The 26,312-nt window shown below is 49.8% G+C and carries 4 protein-coding genes (1 of these 4 cut by a window edge); 3 read left to right on the top strand and 1 reads right to left on the bottom strand.

Annotation, left to right across the window (positions count from 1 at the left end):
- Window positions 1–15 precede the first annotated feature (15 nt).
- The 3 genes from fabF (at window position 16) to NSQ68_RS00415 (ending at window position 25,489) form a co-directional block, all read left to right on the top strand.
- A complete protein-coding gene (gene fabF / locus NSQ68_RS00405) occupies window positions 16–1,257 on the top strand; it encodes a beta-ketoacyl-ACP synthase II (RefSeq protein ID WP_342427644.1) in 1,242 nt (413 codons plus the stop codon).
- A 4-nt stretch (window positions 1,258–1,261) separates the two neighbouring features.
- Entirely contained in the window at window positions 1,262–1,669 is a 408-nt protein-coding gene (locus tag NSQ68_RS00410) for a 3-hydroxyacyl-ACP dehydratase FabZ family protein (protein ID WP_307354243.1), read from the top strand.
- A gap of 93 nt (window positions 1,670–1,762) precedes the next feature.
- Window positions 1,763–25,489: a non-ribosomal peptide synthase/polyketide synthase gene (locus tag NSQ68_RS00415; protein ID WP_342427645.1), complete on the top strand. Its 23,727-nt coding sequence runs from the start codon at window positions 1,763–1,765 to the stop codon at window positions 25,487–25,489.
- Window positions 25,490–25,599: 110 nt separating this feature from the next.
- Here the strand turns inward: NSQ68_RS00415 and NSQ68_RS00420 are convergent, their stop codons facing one another.
- Window positions 25,600–26,312, bottom strand: partial view of an alpha/beta hydrolase gene (locus NSQ68_RS00420; RefSeq protein ID WP_307354241.1) — the 3' portion only. It continues 322 nt past the right edge of the window; 713 of the gene's 1,035 nt are visible here — the last part of the coding sequence; its start codon lies beyond the right edge, outside the window; the stop codon is at window positions 25,600–25,602.

The following is a 26,312-nucleotide window of genomic DNA, read 5'->3' on the forward strand; positions in this document are numbered from 1 at the left end:
AAGGACGTGGATACAGTGAGAAGACGTGTTGTAGTGACTGGACAGGGAGTCGTAACGCCGGTTGGGCTTAATCTTACGGATTTCTGGAATTCACTGTTGGAAGGAAAAAGCGGAATCGGACCTGTCACTGTTTTCGAGACAGCGGACATTCCGACAAAGATTGGTGCACAGGTTACGGGCTTTGACCCATTGCAATATATGAGCAAGAAGGAAGCTAATAAAGTCGCCCAGTTCACCCAGTTTGCTTTAGCGGCTGCCCGGCAGGCAGTGGATCAATCGAAATTAGTGATTGATGAGCGTAATGCAAGTCGCGTGGGGGTCATTGTCGGCTCTGGAGCAGGTGGCCTTGACGTTATAGAGGAGAACTATGGGAAATTAACAAAGCTTGGTCCCAAAAGAGTTTCTCCTTATTTTGTTTCCTCCATGATGATCAATTCAGCGCCTGGTGAAATCTCCATTGCTATCGGAGCCAAGGGGCCTTCTTTTGCTGTGGTTACGGCTTGTGCCACAGGAAGTAATGCCATTGGTGAGGCATTACGTACGATCCAGTACGGCACGGCTGATGTCGTGGTTGCTGGTGGGTCAGAAGCCAATTTTAGTCAGCTTGATCTGGCATCTTTTGCGAATATCCATGCTCTCTCCAGACGTAATGAAGAGCCGCAGAAGGCCAGTCGTCCGTTTGATGTGGATCGTGATGGATTCGTCATCGGTGGAGGAGCAGGAGTCTTGGTGCTGGAGGAGTTGGAGCATGCTTTGAACCGCGGAGCCACCATTCTGGCCGAAGTTGTGGGTTATGGATGCACAACGGATGCGTATCATATCACGGCTCCAGATCCCTCAGGCTCCGGCCCGGCAGAAGCGATCAACATCGCACTGCAAGATGGTGGCTTGACACCGCAGGAAATCGACTATGTCAATGCCCACGGTACGAGTACGCCATTTAATGATCGTATGGAGATTAATGCTATTCAAAAAGTATTCGGGGAGCATGCCCCCCGTTTGGCGATATCGTCTATTAAATCCATGACTGGCCATTTAATGGGCGGTGCAGGGGCAGTCGAATTAATTGCGACTGTGCAGAGTATGATTCACAGCAAAGTACCACCGACACTCAATTGTGACAATCCTGAAGCTCCTGAACTGAATTTTGTGCCACATGTATATCAGGAACGCGAGGTCCGCGCAGCGATTAGCAATTCATTTGGTTTCGGAGGGCACAACGTCTGCCTTGCTGTTCGCAAGTGGGAAGGGGAATAAGCCTGTGAGCGAAGAGCTAATCCATATCCCGGATGTGCTTCCGCACCGGTACCCATTTCTTCTGTTGGATGGCGTAACCGGATACGAAACGTCGCAATGGGCGAAGGGATACAAACTTGTCACCTGGAGTGAGTGGTTCATTACAGATACTAACCCATACATGCCTCCTATGTTGATTGTGGAGTCGCTTGCACAATTAGCGGCATTCGCTGCGATTGATAAAAAAGGTATTTCATACCTGACTAACCTCAATGGAATTCGATTCCACAGCTTGGCCAAGCCTGGGGACCGAATTGATCTCCATTTTGAAGTGATCAAGCGTCGGCGGGGCTATATTCTCGGAAGCGGTCGGGCTTCTGTAGGCGATCGATTGGTGGTTGAGGCGGAAGAAATTGTTTCACTGGATCAATGACGGGGTGGAAGCGCACGTTTAACTGTCCTTTTGTCCTCCTGACTGCCAGGCGCAGCGGGAGGATATTCACATCATGGAATAGGAGTGAATGAGATGAATGACATGCAGTTATATGATTTAACAAATGCGCAGAAGCGTATATGGTATACCGAATTACTCTACCCAGATACGTCAGTGTCACAGCTTTCCGGTACAGCTAAGATGAAGGGGCATATCAATATTGCTGCCTTCATGCAGTCCATTAATTTGATTATCAAACAGTATGATGCGTTCCGCATTCGTATTACCTCAGTGGATGGAGTGCCTCAGCAGTACGTCGTTCCTTATGAAGATAGACAGTTGGAGTGCCTGGATCTTTCCCACTATGAAAGTATATCTGAAGTGGAAGCCTTACTTGAGCAACACAAAAGCAAACCCTTGCCCCTGCTGGATTCTGAGCTATTCCAGTTTTTAATTGTGAAGATTAGCGAGGAAGAGTATTGGATTAATATCAAGATGCACCATATTATTTCTGACGGAATATCAATGGTGGTCTATGGCAATCAGCTGACAGCGTTTTACATGGAGTTAATTCAAGGAAATGAACCGAAGCTGGGCGACGATTGCTCGTATATTCAATATATTGCGGATGAGAATGCATACGAACTTTCTGACAGATACCAGAAGGATAAGGCATACTGGCTGGATCAATTTTCTGATTTGCCTGAGCTTACGGGTTGGAAGTCATATAATCCGTTATCTTTAAGCACCCACGCCGTTCGGGAGCATTTTACCGTACCAGAAGTGCTATATCACGAGCTGCAAGCATTTTGCCAACAGAACAGGATTTCTTTGTTCCAGTTCTTCATGGGTGCGATGTATATCTACATACACAAAATGACGAATCAGCCGGATGTGGTGATTGGAACTTCGTTCGCTAACCGGGGGAACAAAAAAGAGAAGCAAAAGATAGGTATGTTCGTCAGCACCGCTGCTGCCAGAACATACGTCAAAAAGGATATGGATGTGTTGAGCTTCCTGCAGGATGTAGCTAGAGATCAGATGTCAGTCCTGCGGCATCAGAAGTATCCATACAATCAGTTAATTCAGGATCTTAGAGAAATGCATGGTAACAAGGATATTCAGCGGCTTTTTGGCGTTTCAATGGAATATCGTCTTATCAATTGGGTTGATTTGGATGATGTGCGTATTTTGACGGATTATGATTTCTGCGGGGATGAAGTGAACGATTTCGTGCTTCATATCGTGGAGATCCTGGATGAAGGCGAACTGGTACTGGATGTCGATTATCGGACGGAGCTGTTTGAACGCAGTGAAGTTAAGGACATGGTTTCCCAGTTGCTTACGATCGCCGAGCAGGTCATTCATTCACCTCAGCTTTCTATCGCAGAGGTAAACTTATTGGGCGAACCCGAAGAGCAATCCATTTTGGCTCTTTCGGAAGGCACTACAGTTGACTATCCACGTGAGAAGACCATCCATGGCTTATTCGAAGAACAAGCCGAGCGCACGCCAGATCACGTAGCCGTTCAGATGGACGAGCAGAGCATTACATACCTAGCTCTAAACGAGCAGGCTAACCAGCTTGCGAGATATTTGCGCTCCGAGGGTGTAGGAGCAGATACGCTCGTAGGGATTATGGCTGACCGTTCCTTGGAGATGGTTATCGGGATGTTGGCCATTTTGAAAGCAGGTGGTGCCTATGTACCGATTGACCCTGATTATCCCGAAGAACGTATCCATTATATGCTGGAGGATTCAGGTGTCCGTCTGTTGCTTACCCAAGGTCATCTGTGGGAAAGTACCACTTTTGACGGAAAGCTTGTGAGCCTGGACGATTCTGCAACGTATACAGGAGATGCCTCCAATCTGGAGAGCATTTCGGGACCAAACCATCTGGCCTATGTCATCTACACGTCGGGTACGACCGGCAAGCCGAAGGGCACGCTGATTGAGCACAAAAATGTAGTTCGACTGCTCTTTAACGATAAAAATTTATTCGATTTCAACGCTCAGGATACGTGGACCCTATTCCATTCGTTCTGTTTCGATTTCTCCGTTTGGGAGATGTACGGAGCGCTTCTTTATGGAGGGAAATTGGTGATTGTTCCATCTCTCACAGCCAAAAGCCCAGCAGCTTTCCTGGAGTTGTTGAAAGATAACCAAGTCACCATTTTAAATCAGACGCCGACGTATTTTTATCAGGTGCTACAGGAAGAACTAACGCACTCTTCGACAGAGCTTGGCCTTAGAAAAATCATTTTTGGTGGAGAGGCTTTAAGTCCATCTCTTCTGAGAAACTGGCGGGTCAAGTATCCTGATGTGCAGCTGATCAATATGTACGGAATTACGGAAACAACGGTCCATGTCACCTACAAGGAAATCACGGAACATGAGATTGAAGCGGGGAAAAGCAATATTGGCAGAACGATCCCCACACTTAGCGCTTACATTCTCGATGAGCAAAGACGCCTGCAGCCTGTTGGGGTTCCGGGAGAGCTATACATTGCGGGGGACGGTCTGGCCCGTGGGTATTTGAATCGGCCGGATTTGACGTCCGAAAAATTCGTTGAGCATCCGTATCGGGCGGGAGAGCGGCTGTACCGAACGGGGGATCTTGCTCGTTGGTTGCCTGATGGCAATATTGAATATTTGGGGCGGATCGACCATCAGGTCAAAATTCGCGGGTACCGAATTGAGCTTGGCGAGGTAGAAGCCCAAATTCTCAAGGCTCCGAACGTACGGGAAACGATTGTCCTCGCACGGGAAGACGAACAGGGCCAAAAATTGCTGTGCGCCTACTATGTAGCCTCCAGTGACCTTTCGCCGGGGGAATTGCGGTCTCAGCTGGCGGCGGAACTCCCAGCTTACATGATTCCTTCTTATTTTGTCCGGCTGGAGCAAATGCCGCTTACGCCAAATGGCAAACTGGATCGCCGTGCGTTGCCGGCTCCTGAAAGCAGCGTACAATCCGGTGAGGCTTATTTGGCTCCGAGAACTGCTGTGGAAGCTCAGATGGTACTCATCTGGCAAGATATCTTGGGCGTTGCCCGCGTTGGTGTCAGAGATAATTTCTTTGAAATTGGGGGTCACTCCTTGCGGGCAACCGTGCTCGTTTCACGGATTCACAAAGAATTGGGATGTAGCATTTCGCTGCGTGAGGTGTTTCAGTCACCTACGGTCGAATCCTTGGCGCAACTTGTGAAAAAACACATTCCAACCATGTACGAATCCATCCCGCAGGCGGCGGAAAGCGAAGCTTACCCAGTGTCCTCAGCGCAAAAGCGGTTATACGTGCTGAGACAGATGGACGGGGGAGAGCTCAGCTACAATATGCCAGGGGTCTTTACGGTGGATGGACCGTTGGATCGCACGCGGCTGGAGTCTGCGTTCCAGGCACTGATCCAGCGCCATGAATCCCTGAGAACCGGCTTTTATATGCAGGATGGGGAGCTTGTTCAGCGTGTGTATAGGAATGTGCCGTTCGTGTTGAACTACACAGAGGCTTCGGTGGAGGAGACGGATACGCTCATTCACAGCTTTATTCGTGCCTTTGATCTGAGCCAGGCTCCATTATTGCGTGTTAGCTTGGTGAAGCTCCAGGAGGAGCGTCATCTGTTGCTGTTTGATATGCATCACATCATTTCAGATGGGGTTTCTATTCAAATATTGATAGAGGAGCTTACTCATTTGTATCAAGGAGAACAGCTACCAGAACTGCACATCCAGTACAAGGATTATGCCGTATGGCAACGGGAACAGTCAGAGAACCAATGGCAAGATCTTGAGAAATATTGGCTTCAAGCCTTTGAAGGAGAGTTGCCGGTATTGGATCTGCCTACAGACTTCCAACGACCTTCGGTTCGGAACTTCGAGGGTAGCCGAATTGATTTTACATTGGATGAGTCTGGGAATAAGGCGATACAAGAGCTTGCATCCCGTACAGGTACTACACTGTATATGGTATTGCTGGCTGCTTATTCGGTACTACTGCACAAATATACAGGACAGGAGGACATCGTCGTAGGTTCTCCAGTAGCCGGAAGACCGCAGGCTGAGCTTGAGGGCATCATCGGGATGTTTGTCAACACACTGGCCTTGCGCAGCTACCCGGCAGGAGATAAAACCTTTCAGGATTATCTTCTGGAAATCAAGGAAACGGCGCTCAAGGCGTTTGAGCATCAGGATTACCCTTTTGAAAAATTGGTCGAAAAGCTGGGCGTAGGACGTGATGTCAGCCGCAATCCGCTCTTTGACACTCTATTGGTATTACAAAATACCGAGCAGGAAGAGCAGGAAATGGACGGAGTGCACTTTACTCCTTACTTGATGGACACCGTCACAGCCAAATTTGACCTGTCCCTCAATGTAGAGGAGAAGGGATCAAAATTAGCCTTTGGCCTCGAGTATAGTACGGCTTTATATCGCCGTGAAAGTGTAGAGCGCCTTGCAACGCACTTGCTCCGGATTCTGCACGCAGTCTCGGCCAATCCTCAGTTGCAACTGGCCGAGATAGAAATGATCACACCGGAGGAGAAGGTACAGATCGTTGAAGTATTTAACGCGACATCGGCTCCTTATCCAAGCGACAAGACCATTCATGAGCTGTTCGCAGAACAAGTCAAGCGTACACCGGAGCAGACGGCGCTTGTATTCGGCGATGTCCGGCTAACGTATCTTGAATTGGAAGATAAGGCGAGCCGACTGGCCCAAAAACTGCGTCGTTTGGGAACGTTGAGGGAGCAGCCCGTGGCCGTAATGGGCGGACGAAGCATTGAGATGGTCATTGGTATGCTCGCGGTGCTTCAGGCGGGTGGAGCCTATGTACCGATTGATCCAGATTACCCGGAAGATCGGGTTCGTTATATGCTTAATGATTCCGACGCCAAACTATTATTGGTGCAAAAGAGCGAGCTTATAAATGTAGACTACGGTATACCGATTGTCGATCTTAGCAGTGAAGAGGCTTATGCAGCTGAACCTGCCCAGCCGGAGACTGCTCAGGGGTCGCAGGGGCTTGCTTATGTCATCTATACATCGGGTACGACAGGTAGACCGAAGGGCGTTATGGTTGAACACCGGAACGTGGTTCGTTTGGTCAAAGAGACCAACTATGTGGAGCTGAATGAATCTACACGGATTTTGCAAACGGGAGCCGTAGCCTTTGATGCTTCTACATTCGAGATATGGGGAGCTCTGCTTAACGGTGGGCAGCTCTATTTCGTAGAGAATGACGATATTCTGATTGCTGATAGGCTCAAAGCAGCTATTGCCAAGTACGGGATTACGACATTGTGGCTTACTTCACCGCTTTTCAATCAGCTTTCTCTGCAGGATGAGTACCTGTTCAGAGGGCTCAAAGCATTGCTAGTCGGCGGTGACGTACTGTCCCTATCTCATATGAACCGTGTAATCGAGGCTAATCCTGATCTTGTCCCTATTAATTGCTATGGCCCGACAGAGAATACGACCTTCTCCACCACCTACAAGATTCCAGGTCGTGCCGAAGGGGGCGTGCCGATTGGTCGCCCAATTAGTAATTCGACCGCTTATGTGGTCAATGGATCGCTTCAATTACAACCCATTGGTGCTTGGGGTGAACTCATTGTCGGCGGTGAAGGTGTAGCGCGCGGATATCTCAATCGTCCTGATCTCACAGCAGAGAAATTTGTCCCTAGTCCTGTGAAGGACGGAGAACCCTGCTACCGAACTGGAGATTTGGTACGCTGGCTTCCAGATGGGAATTTGGAGTTTAAAGGAAGAATCGATGAACAGGTCAAAATACGTGGTTACCGCATCGAACTCCCTGAAATCGAGGCCCAACTGGCCAAGGTGGAGTCAGTAATCGACGCCGTAGTGGTCGTTCGCGCGGATGAGCTTGGAGAGAAACAGCTTTGCGCTTATTATGTGGCGGATCGTACGCTCACGGCAGGCGAAGTGCGTCTTTCCCTATCGCAGGTACTTCCGGGCTATATGATTCCATCCTACTTTATCCAGATGGATCGTATGCCATTAACGTCAAACGGAAAAGTGGACCGCAGGGCTCTGCCAGCCCCTCAAGTAGGCGCGCATACAGGACGGAAGTATACAGCTCCTCGTACACCGGCTGAAGAAGCTTTGGCATCTGTCTGGCAAGGGGTGCTGGGTGCCGAACAAGTGGGTATCCATGACAATTTCTTTGAATTGGGCGGAGACTCCATCAAGGCCATTCAGGTGTCATCACGGCTACTACAGGCTGGCTATCGGTTAGAGATGAAGCAGCTGTTCAAATCGCCAACCATCGCCGAGCTGGGCGCGGAAATACAAACGGCTGTGCATATGGCTGAACAGGGAGTTGTGCGTGGAGCGACTCGCTTGACTCCAGTCCAACAGTGGTTCTTTGGACGGAAGCAGGCAGAACCTCATCACTTCAATCAAGCGGTTATGCTGTATCGTGAACAGGGATTTGAGGAAAAGGCCTTGCATCAGGTGCTGAGAAAACTTGCTGAGCATCATGACGCCCTTCGTATGGTTTTCCGTCAGACAGAGCATGGCTACGAAGCTTGGAATCGTGATCTTGAAGAAGGAGAGCTTTATAGCCTGTTCACCGCTGATTTACGAAATGAATCTGATCCGACTGCAGCCATTACATCGTTGTCGGATGACATTCAGCGCAGTATCCATCTGGCAGAAGGCCCGCTGCTGAAGTTAGGACTTTTCCATTGTCAGGATGGAGACCACCTTCTGATCGTGATCCACCATTTGGTGGTGGACGGAGTATCCTGGCGGATTTTGTTCGAGGATATCGCAGCAGGCTATGAGCAGGTGATTCAAGGACAAGCGCTGACATTCCCGCAGAAGACGGATTCCTTCCGTGACTGGGGTGACGCCCTTGCTCGTTATTCGGAAGGCCCCGAAATGGAGACTCATCGGGCGTATTGGAGAGAGCTGGAGGATCAGCCACTCGAACAGTTGCCGAAGGATGAGACTGTGGAAAGCCTTCTTTTACAAGATAGCAAAGTAGTAACAGCACAATGGACGGTAGAAGAAACTGATCAATTGTTGAGAAAAGCCCATCGTGCTTATCAAACAGAGACGAATGATCTGCTATTGACTGCTCTGGGCATGGCGGTATCCAAATGGTCTGGGATCGGAAAGGTTGCTGTGAATCTGGAAGGGCACGGTCGTGAGCCGATTATACCGAATATTGACATCACCCGTACCGTCGGCTGGTTTACAAGTCAATATCCGGTGATTTTAGACTTGGGAGATAACTCGGAAGTGGCCTCCTTGATCAAGTCTGTGAAAGAAGGGCTACGCCGAATTCCAAACAAAGGTATTGGCTACGGGTTGCTCAAAACGATGGCAAGTCAGTTGGATGAAGACAGCTTCAGCTTGCAGCCTGAGATTTCTTTTAACTATCTGGGGCAATTTGATCAGGATTTGCAAGGAGGCTCGTTGCAGATCTCTCCTTATCCGACCGGATGCGCCCAAAGCTTGTTGGAGAAACCGGCCTATACGCTAGATATCAATGGCATGGTGACAGACGGAGCCCTGACTCTAACGATGACTTATAACGGAAAACAGTATAAGTCATCTACGATGGAACAGCTCGCTGGATATATTGAAGAAAGCCTGCGGGAGCTTCTCCAGCATTGCGTAACCCAAGAAAAAACCGTATTGACACCAAGCGACGTGCTTGCGAAGGGTCTAAGCATTGCCGATCTGGAGGAGCTTTCTAAGCAGACCAGCCACATAGGCGATATTGAGAATGTATATAGTCTGACGCCGATGCAGAAGGGCATGCTGTTCCATGATATGTTTGAGCCGCATACAGGTGCTTATTTTGAGCAGGCTGCCTTTGATTTTAAAGGTAGCTTTGATCCGACCGCATTCGGACACAGTCTGGATGCAGTGGTGGAGCGTCATGCCATCCTACGCACGAACTTTTACAGCGGATGGGGCAGCGAGCCTTTGCAGGTTGTATTTCGGCACAGAGGCGCTAAATTGGTGTACGAAGACCTGCGGGAGATGAATGCATCGCAGCGTGAGGCTTACCTGAAGACATTTGGTGCTAAGGACAAAGCACTGGGCTTCAACCTGGCTGAAGACGAGCTTCTTCGTGTATCGATTTTACAAACAGATGAAGAGAGCTTCCGTCTCTTATGGAGCTTTCACCACATCGTCATGGATGGGTGGTGTGTTCCGTTAATTACGCAGGAGGTATTTGAACACTATTTTGCCCTCCTGGAAGGAAGAGAGCCGCAGCTGGCAGAGGTTCATCCGTACAGTCGATATATCGAATGGCTGGAACAGCAGGATGAAGCAGCCGCGTCCAACTATTGGAGCCGATATCTGGCCGGTTACGAGCAGCAGACGCTTTTACCTCAAGTCGGTGGAGCAAGTAAGGGAGAAGGCTATGTAGCAGAAAAGCAGAATTATCCTCTCAGCAGGGAATTGACTGAGCGCCTTGAAAAGGTGGCCAGGGATGCTCATGTCACGATGAATATATTGCTGCAGTCCCTCTGGGGCATTGCGCTTCAACGCTATAACGGTAGCCGGGATGTCGTGTACGGAAGTGTAGTATCAGGCAGACCAGCAGAAATTCCGGGCATTGATCGGATGATCGGTTTGTTCATCAATACGATTCCCGTTCGTGTGAAGACGGAAGAGAATCTCCCCTTCACAGTCCTGATGAAGCAACAGCAGGAGCAGTATATGGCTTCTCATATGTACGACACCTACCCGTTGTTTGAGATTCAGGCTCAGACGGATCAGAAGCAGGATCTAATCTCCCATATTATGGTGTTTGAGAACTATCCTGTGGAGGAGGAGGTAGAGCATCTGGGTGGTGGCGAGGCTGCCTTTGAGATTGAGGAGGCGGAGCTTCTTGAGCAAACGAATTATGATTTTAATTTAATTGTCCTCCCTGGCGAAGAAATGAGATTGCTGTTCCAGTACAATGCACTTGTTTATGACCCAGTGACAATTGAACAAATCAAGGGCCATCTGGTTCACCTCATGGAACAAATTGTAGAGAACCCTGCCATTTCCGTGGATGCACTAGAATTAGTCACGCCGCAGGAGAGAGAACAGATTCTGAACGTATGGGGAAATACAAAAGGCATTTACGAGCACTGTAACACGTTCCACGGGCTGTTAGAGGAACAGGCGGGACGAACGCCGGATGCGACTGCCCTTTGGTTCGAGGACGAGAGTCTGACCTATGCCGAGCTCAATGCAAAAGCCAATGGACTGGCGAGAAGGCTCCGTACTCAGGGAATCAAGACAGGAGATCTGGTGGGACTGATTGCTGAACGGTCGCTCGAAATGATCGTTGGAATCTACGGCATTATGAAAGCCGGGGGTGCCTATGTTCCAATCGATCCAGAGTATCCGAAAGAACGAATCAGTTACATGCTTGAAGATTCCGGGGCGAAGCTGATCCTTACACAGGCCCATCTCTTGGAGCATCTCGGATGGACGGAAAATGTTCTGCTGCTGGATGAATCGTCGACCTATGATGCCGACACCTCGAAGTTGGAGGATACTGCTGGCCCGGATGATCTGGCTTACGTGATCTACACTTCAGGTACGACGGGTCAGCCTAAGGGCGTATTAGTCGAGCATCGGGGACTACCCAATCTTTCGGACGTATATGGGGCACACTTCGAAGTTACACCGCAGGATCGGATCGTTCAGTTTGCAAGTCTGTCGTTTGATGCATCGGTTTCGGAAATTTTAACGGCGCTGAGCCACGGGGGTGTCCTGTGCATCCCTTCTATACAAGATATTTTAGATCATGTCCTGTTCGAGCAGTTCATGAACGATAAGGGAATTACGGTAGCGATTCTGCCGCCCGCTTATGCTATCCACCTTGATCCAGAGCGTTTGCCAACACTGCGGTGCCTGCTAACCGCTGGATCGGCCGCATCGGTCGAGTTGATCGAAGAGTGGAGGAAGCATGTACGTTACTCTAATGGCTATGGCCCAACAGAGGACTCCGTATGCACCGCAATCTGGTCTGTCCCGGACAGTGAGGAAGCAACGGATATTGTATCTATTGGACGACCTATTGCTAACCATAGTGTGTACATCTTGGATGACCATTTTAGATTGCAACCTGTCGGTGTAGCTGGAGAGCTATGCATTTCGGGTATCGGGTTAGCACGGGGGTATCATAACCAGCCTGAGTTAATGGATGAGAAGTTCGTGGACAATCCATTTGCTCCAGGAGAGCGTATGTATCGGACGGGTGACTTGGTTCGCTGGTTACCGAATGGAACCATCGAGTACTTAGGCCGAATAGATCACCAAGTCAAGATTCGCGGCTACCGTATCGAGCTGGGCGAGGTAGAAGCACAGATGCTCAGAGTGCCGTCCGTTCAGGAAGTCGTGGCCATGGCTGTAGAGGGCAATGACGGCTACAAAGATCTAGTCGCTTATTTCGTAGCCGCTCAGAAACTTGAGGTATCCGAGCTTCGGGCCGTCCTGTCGGAGATGTTACCTGGATATATGATCCCTTCCCGTTTCATACAACTTGACGATATGCCTCTGACGTCGAACGGAAAAATCGATCGAAAAGCGCTGCAGGGCGAGCGTGGATGGGCAGCGGCTTCATCAGTGGCTCCAAGGACATCTGTGGAAATCCAATTAGCCGAAATCTGGCAAGAGGTGCTGGGTGTAGAGAACGCGGGAGTGAAGGATAATTTCTTCCATTTTGGAGGTCATTCACTGCGTGCAGCCCTGCTAGTCTCACGCATTCGCAAGGAAATGAATCGCGAGATTAGTCTGAGAGAAGTGTTCGAGTCTCCTACTATTGAAGGGTTGGCTCGTGCCATTGAGGGCTATACACCGCTGAATTTCGAAGAAATTCCTACAGCTGGAGCGAGAGAGCATTACCCGTTGTCCTCGGCTCAAAAACGACTGTTTATTCTAAGTCAGCTGGAAGGTGGAGAGCTGAGCTACAATATGCCGGGTATCCTTACGGTTGAGGGAGCTTTGGATCGGGAACGGCTGGAGCAGGCCTTCCGTCGTCTGATTCATCGTCATGGTTCGCTGCGTACTCGTTTTGTGACTGTGAACGGTGAACCTGTACAGCAGCTCCTGACGAATGTCCCGTTTGCTGTGGAATATGCGGAGTTGAGCGAGGAAGAGGCAGGAGCTACCCTTCGGCAGTTTGTCCGTCCTTTCGATCTGGGTGTAGCTCCATTGCTGCGGGTCGGCCTCATTCGAATTGCACATGAGCGCCATTTACTATTGTTTGACATGCATCATATTGTCTCAGATGGGGTTTCTATGAATATTCTCATAGAAGAGTTTCTCCGTTTCTACCAAGAGGAGAACGTATTGTCTGAGCTACAGATCCAGTACACAGACTATGCTGTATGGCAGCAAGAGCAGCTCGGAAGCGAGCGTCTTAAGGCCCAGGAAGCTTACTGGCTGGATGCTTTCCGCGGAAGCCTGCCAGTACTGGATTTGCCAGGAGATGAAGTGCGTCCTGCGGTGCGAAGCTTTGCAGGGGATCGAATCGACTTTCAAATTGATGCTTCTCTGAGTGCTTCACTTCAGGAGCTGGCTACCCGAACGGGTTCCACTCTGTTCATGGTATTGCTGGCAGCCTATACAGCGCTCTTGCACAAATACACAGGTCAGGAAGATGTCATTGTCGGTTCACCTGTGGCAGGAAGATCCCATGCGACACTCGAAGGCCTCATCGGTATGTTCGTCGGCACAGTGGCACTGCGTACTTATCCGGAAGGAGAAAAGCCTTTCGAGGCTTACTTGCAGGAAGTGAAGGAAACAGCACTGCGGGCCTATGAAAACCAGGATTATCCGTTCGAGGAGCTGGTAGAAAAGCTGGATCTTCGGCGTGATTTGAGCCGCAACCCGCTATTTGATACTATGTTTGTCCTGCAAAATATCGAGCAGGGAGAACAAGAAATAGAGGGATTGCGCTTTACTCCTTACGATAATATACATCCGGCTGCCAAGTTCGATCTCACGCTGACCGTGAGTGAAGCAGACGGCGTATTGAACTGCACACTTGAGTACGCGACTGCGATCTACAAGCAAGAGACTGCTGAGCGGATGGCAGGCCACTTTGTACAGCTTATTCGGGAAGCCATCGCCAATCCGGGAATGCCGTTGTCAGCCCTTGATATCGTGACGCCTCAGGAAAAATCAAAGCTGATGAAAGCGCCGGACGAAGCCAAGGCAGATTATCCTCGTGACAAGACGATCCATGCGCTGTTCGAGGAACAAGCTGCACGTACTCCGAATGCAGTGGCAGTCGTATGTGAAGATGCAGCCCTGTCCTATAGCGAGCTGAACGAGCGGGCCAATGGACTTGCCAGAACGCTGAGGGAACGTGGTTTGCAACCAGACGGTTTGGTTGGAATCCTGGCGGATCGTTCCCTTGAAATGGTGATCGGGATTTTAGCCATCTTGAAGGCAGGGGGAGCCTATGTCCCTGTAGACCCTGAATATCCAGAGGACCGCATTCGCTTTATGCTTGAGGACTCGGGAGCCAAGCTACTGCTGACACAAGCGCATCTGGAGCAACGTGTCTCCTTCGCTGGAGACATCGTAAGTCTAGATAAAACGGCTTCCTACAATGAGGATGTCTCAAACCTGCAGCCTGCAGCCGGACCGGAGCATCTTGCCTACGTCATCTACACATCGGGTACGACAGGTAAGCCAAAGGGAACGCTGATCGAGCATAAAAGTGTAGTTCGCTTGCTCTTTAATGATAAAAATCTGTTTGACTTTGGTCCTCAGGATACGTGGACACTGTTCCATTCATTCTGTTTTGACTTCTCTGTATGGGAAATGTACGGAGCATTGCTGAACGGAGGACGGTTGGTCATTGTTCCATCGCTTACGGCGAAGAGTCCAGATCGTTTCTTGCAATTGCTTAAGGATCAGAAGGTCACCGTTTTGAACCAGACACCGACGTACTTCTACCAGTTGCTACAGGAAGAACTCGGTCATCAGGCGGCAGAGCTGAGCCTCCGTATGATTATCTTCGGTGGGGAGGCATTAACCCCGGCCCTCCTCAAGGACTGGAGAACGAAGTATCCGCAAGTACAGCTCATCAACATGTACGGCATTACCGAAACGACCGTGCATGTAACGTACAAGGAAATTACAGAGTTGGAAATCGAACAGGGCCGCAGCAATATCGGCACCACGATTCCGACGCTGCGAGCGTACATTTTGGATGCACAACGCCGTCCACAGCCGATTGGCATTCCGGGTGAACTCTATGTGGCGGGTGTAGGCTTGGCGCGAGGCTATCTGAACCGACCGGAATTGACGGAAGAGAAGTTTGTCGCTCATCCGTTTGAAGCGGGCGAGCGCATGTACCGCTCGGGTGACTTGGCACGCTGGTTGCCGGATGGCAGCATGGAGTATTTGGGAAGGATTGACCATCAGGTAAAAATCCGTGGTTACCGTATCGAGCTGGGCGAAGTGGAGGCGAAGCTGCTCCATGCTCCGTCAGTAAGGGAGGCCGTAGTGCTCGCCCGGGAGGATGGAAGTGGACAAAAAGTGCTTGTTGGCTATTTCACTGCCGATCAGATGCTGACGGTAGGAGAGTTGAGAAAAGCCTTGGCTGCCGAACTGCCGGCTTATATGATTCCATCTTACTTTATGCAATTGGAACAGATGCCTTTGACACCAAATGGAAAACTGGATCGCAAAGCGCTTCCGGCTCCGGAGGCCAATGTGCAGACTGGAGCGGTTTATGAACCGCCAAGGACGAAGGCTGAGGAAGCTTTGGCTTCCGTATGGCAAGGTGTGCTGGGAGCGCAGCAGGTCGGCATCCATGATCATTTCTTCGACCTGGGTGGTGACTCCATTAAGGCGATTCAAGTGTCCTCGAGATTGTTCCAAGCTGGATATAAATTAGAGATAAAGGATCTCTTCAAATATCCGACAATTGCCGAGCTCAGCCCGTATCTTCAGGCAGCCGGACGTACAGCAGAACAGGGCGAAATTAAAGGTGCAGCAGAGTTAATGCCAATTCAGCGCTGGTTCTTTGAGCGCCATACAGCGGAGCCGCACCATTATAATCATGCTGTCATGCTCTATCGGAAAGACGGCTTTGATGAGGCTGCACTCCGGTTGACAATGGACCAAATTGCAATCCATCATGACGCGCTGCGCATGGTTTTCCGGCCTACAGAAGCTGGATACGCAGCTTGGAATCGGGGAACGGACGAAGGCGAGCTCTACACATTGGACATTGCCGATATGCGGCAGGTGGAAGATCAAACAGCTGCGGTTCAAGCTCAAGCCGATGCCATCCAGGCAAGCTTTGACTTGGAAGGTGGCCCATTGTTCAAGTTAGGTCTGTTCCATTGTGACGATGGTGATCATTTGTTGATTGTCATTCATCACCTTTTGGTTGACGGCGTATCCTGGCGCATCCTGTTTGAGGACATTGCAGCGGGGTACGAGCAGGCATTGAATGGACAAGCAATCGTCCTTCCACAAAAGACCGATTCGTATCTTGTATGGTCTGAGCAAGCGACGAAGTATGCAGCAGGGCCTGCTCTGGACAAGGAGCGTGCATACTGGCAGCAGATTGAGGAGGCGATTTTGGCCCCACTGCCTAAGGATGAGGATCAGAAGCCGGGCACCATTCGGGATACTGAATCGGTTACGGTAACGTGGTCTGCGCAGGAGACAGACCTGCTGTTGCGACAAGCAAACCGGGCGTATCATACGGAGACGAATGACTTGCTCTTGACTGCTCTGGGGGCAGCCATTCAGCGCTGGACAGGCATGGAGCAGATTTTGGTCAATCTTGAAGGGCATGGACGGGAAATGATCGTACCAGATCTGGATATTACCCGTACCGTGGGTTGGTTCACAACCCAGTATCCGGTTCTGCTGAACCTGCAGGGCAGCCAGGAAGTATCTGCGCGAATCAAGTGCATCAAGGAGAATTTGCGAAAGGTTCCGCACAAAGGCATCGGCTACGGTCTGCTGAAGTATATGGCACCGGAAAAAGGCACTCGATTCAGCGTAGAACCGGAAGTTTCCTTCAACTACCTTGGACAGTTTGACCAGGATTTGGAGGGCAATGCCCTTAGCCTGTCTACACATTCAGTCGGTAAGGCGCTCAGTGATCTCACACCACAGCAATATGCACTGGATGTGAATGGCATGATTGCTGAAGGCCAGCTATCACTGACGATTACGTACAGCAGCAGGCAGTATCGTAACGAGACGGTGAGTCATTTTGCTGAATTATTACAGTCAAGCCTTAGCGAGGTCATCCGGCATTGTGTGGCTCAGGAGCGTTCGCAGCTTACGCCAAGTGATGTTCTGTTCCAAGGACTGACGCTGGAGCAGCTTGACCGACTCACGGCCCAAACGGCCCATATTGGAGAGATTGAGGATGTGTACAAGCTAACGGCAATGCAGAAGGGCATGCTCTTCCACAGTCTGCTGGAGCCGGACTCCTCTTCATACTTTGAGCAGGCAACGTTTGAGCTGCGTGGCAGCTTCGATGTAGATATCTTCTTCGAGAGCTTCCAGGCTTTGGTGCAACGACATGCCATACTACGTACCGGCTTTTACAACAACATTGCGGATGTACCGCTGCAAGTTGTCTTTAAGCAACGGCCAATCCCTCTTAACTACGTAGATATGCGCGACGCATCTATGCAGGAACAAGAAGCCCGAATCAAGGCTTATATTGCTGAAGATATGGTTAAGGGGTTCAGCTTGTCAGAAGATCCGCTGATGCGAGTGACCGTCTTGCAGAAGGATCAAAGCTGTCTTGTATTGTGGAGCTTCCACCATATTGTTATGGATGGCTGGTGTATCCCGATCATTACACAGGAGCTGTTCGATTATTACTCTGCCAAGAAACAGCAATTACAGCCTGTCCTGCCGCCAGCTCAGCCCTATAGCCGTTATATCGAGTGGCTTGATGCACAGGATGATCAAGAAGCTTCAACATATTGGAGCCAATATCTCGAAGATTATGACGGGAATACCGTATTGCCGGAAGGTAAAACGAAATCTCAAGCCAAAGAAGCGGGCTATGCTCTGAAAGAGCATGTTCTCCATCTGGGTGCATCTCTGACCGGTAAAATGGATGTTGTCGCGAAGCGCAATCACGTGACCGTCAATACACTCATGCAGACAGCTTGGGGACTGATTCTTCAACGTTATAATGCCAGCTCGGATGTGGTTTTCGGCGGCGTTGTATCGGGCAGACCTGCTGAGATTGCAGGGATCGAGAATATGGTGGGTCTGTTTATTAATACAGTACCTATCCGTGTACAGTCATCCAAAGACGAGGCCTTCGTGGAGGTAATGAAACGTACACAGGCACATTCGTTGGCTGGTCGTGCCTACGACACCTATCCGTTGTATGAGATTCAGGGGAAAACAAGCCAAAAGCAAGACCTGATTTCTCATATTATGATCTTTGAAAATTATCCGCTTGACGAACAGGTAGAACAGTCGGGTAATCAAACGGAGGACAATCTCGAAGTCGCCAACTTCACCATGTTTGAGCAAACCAACTATGACTTTAACTTGGTGGTCATTCCAGGCGAGGACATTAAGGTCTGCATTCGCTACAATGCTTCGGTCTACGAGCAAGAAAGCATTGTGCGAATCGGAGGACATTTATTGCAAATGCTCGATCAGGTAGCTACTCGTCCGCAAGCGACGATACAGGAGCTGGAGATTGTAACACCAGAGGAACGGACAAACCTGCTTGACTGGGGTGGCCAGGCTCATGTCTACCCAAGTGATCAGGGCCTGCATACCTTGTTTGAGGAACAGGTGGCCCGTACGCCGGATAAGATCGCGGCAATAAGCGGCGACATCCAGATCACATATCGGGAGCTGAATGAGCGGGCGAACAGACTGGCTTCAACCTTGATAGCCCAAGGACTACGGAGTGAACAAGTGGTAGGTCTGTTGGCAGATCGGTCTGTGGAGCTGCTTGTCGCTATCATGGGTGTGCTCAAAGCGGGTGGAGCCTATGTACCGATTGATCCTGAATATCCGCAGGAGCGGATTCAGTATATTCTGAAGGACTCTGGCGCTGAGATTCTGCTCACACAGAGCCACCTGACGAAGCTAGCGTCCTTTGAGGGAATGGTTATGGAATTGGATTCTCCGCACATCTACGGAGCTGGAGTTAATAATCCTAATCTTCCTGTGAGAGGAAACGATTTGGTGTATCTAATCTATACTTCGGGTACAACAGGAAATCCGAAGGGAACCATGATTAACCATAAAGGAATCGTGAACTACATCTGGTGGGCAAATAAAGTCTATTGTGCAGGGCAACCAACGGACTTCCCGCTGTATTCATCCATTTCGTTTGACTTGACGATGACATCAATGTTTACTCCGTTAATAAACGGAGGAATAGTACGGATTTATGATGGTATAGATAAGGCAGAGGTTGTTCAGCATATTTTGCGCGAAAATGCGGTGGATATTCTCAAGCTGACGCCGACGCATCTCAGTCTGATTAAAGATATGACCATTCCAGCAGAAAGTCGCATTCAGCAGCTCATTGTAGGTGGAGAGAATCTGACCACACATTTGTCGAAAACAATTACCGATCTCTTTGGTGGCAACATCAAAATCTACAATGAATACGGTCCAACCGAAACCGTCGTCGGCTGCATGATTCACCTGTACGATCCTGCGAAGGATACACGTGAATCCGTACCTATTGGATTGCCGGCAGATAATATATACATCCACATTCTGGATGAACAGCTTCGTCTCGTACCGTTAGGCGTGGAGGGCGAAATGTACATCGCTGGGGACGGGGTAGCCCGTGGATACCTGAACCGTCTGGAACTTACCGCAGAAAAATTCATTAGAAATCCGTTCGCTGCGGAAGGAAATATGTATCGCACCGGGGATTTGGCTCGTCGCCTTCCTAATGGAGACATTGAGTACATTGGGCGTATCGACCATCAAGTCAAAATCCGGGGCTATCGTATTGAGCTTGGTGAGATTGAGGCCAAGTTGCTGGATATTCCACTTGTCGAGGAAGCTCTCGTTGTTGCGTGGGCAGACGCCAATGGACAGAAGTCTCTGTGTGCTTACTTTGTAGCGGATCGGGAAATGTCTGTCAGCGAGCTGAGAAACGAACTGTCTGCCGGACTGCCTGCATATATGGTTCCGTCTTACTTCGTCCAACTGGATGTGATGCCTCTGACACCGAATGGCAAGCTGGATCGCAAGGCACTGCCTGAACCGAACTCGAGTATAAAGGCAGGAGCAGACTTTACCGCTCCGCGGACGGATGTAGAGAACATTTTAGCTTCAATCTGGCAAGGTGTACTCGGCGTGCCGCTGGTCGGCATACATGATAATTTCTTTGAGCTTGGAGGTGACTCGATCAAATCCATTCAAGTATCCTCAAGGCTTCTCCAAGCAGGCTATAAGCTTGAAATGAAGGATTTGTTCGGTTATCCGACAATTGCAGAGCTGGCACAGCGCGTTAGTGTGGTTAGCCGAATTGCGGACCAAAGCGAGGTGCATGGAGCGGTAAGACTGGGGCCTGCCCAGCACAGATTCTTCGATGAACAGTCGATGGATCTGCATCACTTTAATCAGTCGGTCATGTTGTACCGACGGGATGGCTTCAATACCGATGCGCTCGCCGAGGTTGTTCGGACAATTGCAGAGCATCACGATGCTTTGCGACTGGTGTTCCGCCAAGGAGAGCAGGGATTGGAGGCCTGGAATCGGAGCGTGGGCGAGGGTGAGCTCTATAGCCTTCAGGTCCACGATCTGCGGGATGAGACAGACCCGACTTCGGCAATAGAAGCAGGTGCGGAAGCCATTCAGCGCAGCATCTCTCTGGTGAATGGGCCTCTCTTTAGACTGGGTCTGTTCCGCTGTGCGGAAGGCGAACATCTGTTGATCGTTATTCATCATCTGGCTGTGGATGGCGTATCCTGGCGTATTCTCTTTGAGGACCTGCAGGAGGGCTACGAGCAGGCAGCACGTGGAGAAGCAGTCAAGCTTCCACAGAAGACGGATTCATACCGTGCATGGGTTGATGGGATCGCACAATACGCCAACAGCCCGGCGGCTGAACAAGAACGCAGCTTTTGGGCAGAGGTGGAAGGAGAGGGATTTGCTCTTCTTCCAAAAGACAAGGTAGACGGCGCTCTTCTCATAAAAGATAGCAAGGCTGTTACGGTAACATGGTCGCCAGAAGAGACAGAGCAGTTCTTGAAAGAGGCGAATCGTACTTACAATACGGAAGTTAACGATCTGCTCTTGACCGCCCTCGGTATGGCAGTTCATGAGTGGACAGGGATCGAACGTGTAGGCATCCTACTGGAAGGACATGGACGGGAGCCTGTTGTACCGGAATTGGATATCACTCGCACAATAGGCTGGTTTACAAGTCAGTACCCTGTCGCCCTTGAGATGGGAGGCAAATTGGAGATCGGCGCCAGAATCAAGCGTATTAAGGAAGGTCTGCGTCGCATCCCGAATAAAGGTGTAGGGTACGGTATTTTGAAATATTTGAGCGACGTTTCCGATGGTTCCTCCTTCTCAGCAGAACCGGAGATTACCTTCAACTACCTGGGGCAATTTGACCAGGATCTTGCAGAGGGAACGATGGAGGTATCACCTTACTCAGCAGGATCTGAGGTCAGTGAGCAGATGGTGCAGCATCAGGCATTGAACATCAATGGACTGATTACCGAAGGACAACTTCAGCTTTCGGTCAGCTATAACCATCAGCAGTTCCATGCAGATTCGGTAGAGAAGTTTGTCGGTATTCTGAAGGAGCGTCTCAGTGAAGTTATTGGGCACTGTGTGCGCAAGGAAAGAACCGAACTTACACCAAGCGATGTACTCCTCAAAGATATCAGTTTGGAGGAAATCGAGGAGCTGGAAGAGCAGACACGGCACATCGGCAGCATTGAAAATGTGTATAAACTGACACCAATGCAAAAGGGAATGTTGTTCCACAGCTTGCTGGAGCCTAATTCAGAGGTCTACTTTGAGCAGGCCACATTTGAAATTCAGGGAGTGTTCTATCCTGAGGATTTCAAACGCAGCTTAAAGCATCTGATGAAACGGCATGCCATATTGAGAACGAATTTCCATGCCGGATGGGGTGATTTCCCTATGCAGATTGTGTTCAAAGAAAGAGCATGTGACTTCGTATACGAGGATCTGCACGAGCTGGAAGCCGATGAAATTCAAGCGCGTCTTGCAGCTTATACTGCTCAGGACAAAGCAAGAGGCTTTAATCTTGCTGAAGAAGCGTTGCTGCGTGTTGCTATTCTACGTACAGCAGAAGAGGCTTACCATTTGCTGTGGAGCTCTCATCACATCATTTTGGATGGCTGGTGTATGCCACTTGTGCTCCAGGAAGTGTTTGAGACGTATGGGGTTCTGCGTGAGCAAAGGGAACCTGAGCTTCCTGCAGCAGCATCGTACAGCCAGTACATTCAATGGTTGGAGAAGCAAGGCGAGGAAGAGGCATCCTCTTACTGGAGAGGGTACCTGGAAGGCTACGAGCAGCAGACGAAGCTGCCACAAGCCATCACACAGCCATCGGCAAAAGCAGAGGCCTATGTGTCGGAGAAGCTGGTATTCACGTTGGATGCGGAACTGACCGATCGTCTGGAACAGGTGGCCAAACAGCATCAGGTGACGATGAATACGCTGATGCAAGCAGCCTGGGGGATCGTGTTGCAACGCTACAATAGAAGCCAGGATATCGTCTTCGGTAGTGTAGTATCGGGAAGACCTGCCGAGATTCCGGGTATCGAAAGCATGATCGGTCTCTTCATTAATACAGTTCCGGTTCGGGTTCAGGCCGAGGGAAGCGATACGTTCTCTCATGTGATGAAGAGACAGCAGGAATTATATTTGGCAGGACATGCTTATGATTCCTATCCGCTCTATGAGATTCAAGCACAGAGCGAACAAAAGCAAGATTTGATTTCTCATATTATGGTGTTCGAAAATTACCCGGTAGAAGAGCATCTGGAAGAGAAAATTGCCAGTGAAGAGGCTGAATACAAAATTACAGATGTTCAGATGTTTGAACAGACGAATTATGATTTTAACCTTATTGTGCTGCCGGGACGTAGTCTGGAGTTCTTGTATCGTTATAATGCTCGCGTCTATGATCGGGAGAGCGTGGAACGGATTCAAGGACACCTGACGAGAATTCTGACAAGCGTATCTGTACAACCTGCTATCCGTATTGATGAGCTGGAACTGATTACGCCAGAGGAGAAATCACAAATAATAGAGGTGTGGGGCGATACAGCAGCTCCTTATCCGCGTGAGCAGACCCTCCACGGCATATTTGAGGAAAAAGCTGCGCTCACACCGGATCGTACAGCACTTATTTACGGTGAAACGACGCTTACCTATGGAGAGCTTCATCAACAGGCCAACCGTCTGGCACGTACGTTACGTGCCCAAGGGGTCAGACCGGATCAGCCAGTCGGCATCATGGTCGAGCGTTCGCTTGAGATGATCATTGGCATCCATGCCATTCTAAAAGCGGGCGGCGCCTATGTACCGATTGATCCGGGATTCCCTGAGGATCGTATTCGCCACATGCTGGAGGATTCGGGAGCGAAGCTTCTGCTGACGAAGAACCATCTCAAAGATCGTTTCCCATTCACTGGCACGATCCTAGCACTTGACGATCCAGAGGCGTATCATGCGGATGACTCCAATCTGGAGCCAATCGCGGGTCCAGAGCATCTGGCGTATATCATTTACACGTCAGGTTCAACCGGCAAGCCGAAAGGTGTAATGATTGAACACCGCTCTGCCGTCCATACGCTGAGTCAGCTGGAAGCTGAATATCCGATGTTGGCAGGCGACCGTTTCCTGCTCAAAACGACATTCACCTTTGACTTCTCCGTGCCAGAGCTGTTCTGCTGGTTCTTTGGACAGGGGGCGCTCGTGATCCTGCCACAAGGCGTGGACAAAGACCCGATGGCACTGCTGGAGGCTGTGGATACGAACCGAATCACGCATCTTAATTTGGTGCCATCGATGCTCAGCGTGCTCGTTCAATACTTGAAAGAAGGCGGCTCCCAAGGATTCTTTACTCTGAAATACCTGTTTGCCTGCGGCGAGACGCTGCCTGCCAAACTTGTGGAAGAGTACTATAAAGTGTCTCCTTACGCAGTATTAGAAAACATCTACGGTCCTACGGAAGCAGCCGTATATGCGACTCGGTATACAACGAGTCCTGAGACCGCAGCTCTAACGCATGTGCCTATCGGCAAACCGTACGCCAACGTCCAAGTATGGATGATAGACGGCGCCTCTCAGGTATCACCAGTAGGTGTACCAGGAGAACTGTGTATTGCAGGCGAAGGGGTAGCAAGGGGGTACTTCAATCAGCCGGAACTAACGGCAGAGAAGTTCATTCCTCATCCGTACAAACCGGGAGAACGGATTTACCGAACGGGCGATTTGGCCCGATGGCTGTCAGACGGGAATATTGAGTATTTGGGACGGATCGATCACCAGGTAAAGATCCGGGGTTATCGCATTGAGCTGGGAGAAGTGGAGGCACAAATGTTGAAAGTGCCATCTGTGCAGGAAGCGGTCGTTCTTGCACTGGCTGATTCTGCTGGAAGCACTCAGCTTTGTGCATACTTTGTGGCCGAAGAGGGGCTTGCAGCGGGCGTACTACGTAAGGCACTGGCCAGCGAGCTGCCAAGCTACATGATTCCGACTGCTTTTGTACAGCTCGCACAAATGCCGCTGAATCCGAATGGCAAATTGGATCGCAAAGCGCTACCGGCACCAGAAACCCTTCTGCGGAGCACAGCGGAGTATATCGCGCCACGTACGCAGACAGAAGTAGAGCTCGCTCAGATTTGGTCCGAGGTGCTCGGCGTACAGGAAATCGGGATCAGAGATCATTTCTTTGACCTTGGGGGCCATTCCCTGAAAGTATTGGGCTTGATCCAAAGGATCTCGTCTAATATGGGCGTCCATCTCCCACTCCAGGCCGTGTTTAATCTGCCGACTGTGGAAGAAATGGCGCATGAAATTTTCAAGCTGCAGGCAACAACTGCTGCGAATGAACAAGAAATGGAAATTATCCGCTTCCCAGGAAAAGGAGCACTTAAAGTGTTTTGCTTCCCTCCACGGGTAGGCCACTCTCTAGGGTACTATGAGATGGCCAAGGAGCTTGAAGGACTTTGCGAGGTGTACGGGCTGGAATTTATCGGCGATCGTTTCCAGGGTCAAGATATGCTGGATCGATACATCGATGCCATCGTGGATATTCAAGCCGAGGGCCCATATATATTCCTTGGATACTCACTTGGAGGGAATCTCGCCTTCGAGGTAGCTAAAGCTATGGAAGGCCGAGGCTACCATGTTGGTGACATTATTATGGTAGATGCTATGAGAAAGATGTCCAAGGATGAATCGACACCAGAGGAGCTTGAAGAAATTGTCGAGACGGTACTGGACAGCATTAGGGAGCAGTACAAAGCATTCCTCGCCGATCCAGCCGACAGGGAGCGAGTCATGGACAAAATGTTGGTTTACTCCACCTACCGTGATGAGCTTATTAACGCAGGTGAAGTTCATGCGAATATCCATGCTCTGATTGCAGAGGATGATAGTATTGGTCCGGATACATCATTAGATAAATTGTTATGGCAACAGGCGACGCATGGTCAATACAAAGAATACGAAGTCATCGGAACGCATGATGTGCTGCTTGATTCCGGTTTTGTCGGGGAAAATGCTAAAGTACTGAAACAAATACTCGGTAAAATTGCAGAAGCCTCATCTAAAAACAAGCCTATTCTGTCCTAAGATCAATCAACGAGAATAGTATAGGGTAGCAAAGACGCCCGGATTCCTTTATATAGAAGGAACTCGGGCGTCTTTTGTTTTTTTTATGCTGTCCTTAACATATAAAGTCCCTAATCATCTGTGTATGCTTTAGACATGGTTGACTGAAAATGACTGGTGTCGGTGATGAGTTCACGGATGACTTGGATGACAAGCTCCGGTTGATCATGGATGATCATATGCTCGCTCTTCTTGGCAACAATAAATTTGCTGTTTGTAGAGATGTTAAGCATCTCGCGCTGTCCCATTTGCCAGCTTTGCTCGATCTGATCATTTCCGCGCTTACTAATACCGAACTGAGTCAAATCTTGCTGAATGCCCCGGGCAATTACACGTACAGGGAGGTTGCCCAGATGCTGTCCCCGTATGGCATCTTCGGTAGTGCTTGCTAGATCACCTTCCTCCGCAACAGATCGAAAGTATTTAGAAGAAGCGACAATATTCACAAAAGAGTTTCTATCTTGATATTCGACCCGACCCGTTAGCATAAAATTGGGGAACAGGCGAAAAGCCCCTGACTTTTCTAGGAGAATGGATATTAACGGGGAGGGATTGACCTTAGGCTGTTCCTTGGCATAGATCTTATTTGTCCGGCGAGCGTCATTCTCAGGCCTGGCATCTACCAGAACCAATCCTGCCACTTCGTCTTTGTATGTCTGCGCGTACAGTCTCGAGTACATCCCTCCGAGGGAGTGGCCTACAAGAATATAAGGTGCTTGTATATCTGCGTTCTTTAAGGCGACATGAAGCTCTCGAACGATGTTTTCCCCGGTTCGTGGAGTAG

The sequence above is a fragment of the Paenibacillus sp. FSL L8-0158 genome, assembly GCF_038592965.1.
GTDB lineage: Bacteria > Bacillota > Bacilli > Paenibacillales > Paenibacillaceae > Paenibacillus > Paenibacillus polymyxa_D.

Coding starts and splice junctions, on each gene's coding strand:
- NSQ68_RS00415 (WP_342427645.1), top strand. CDS start 1,763: ATGAATGACATGCAGTTATATGATTTAACAAATGCGCAGAAGCGTATA.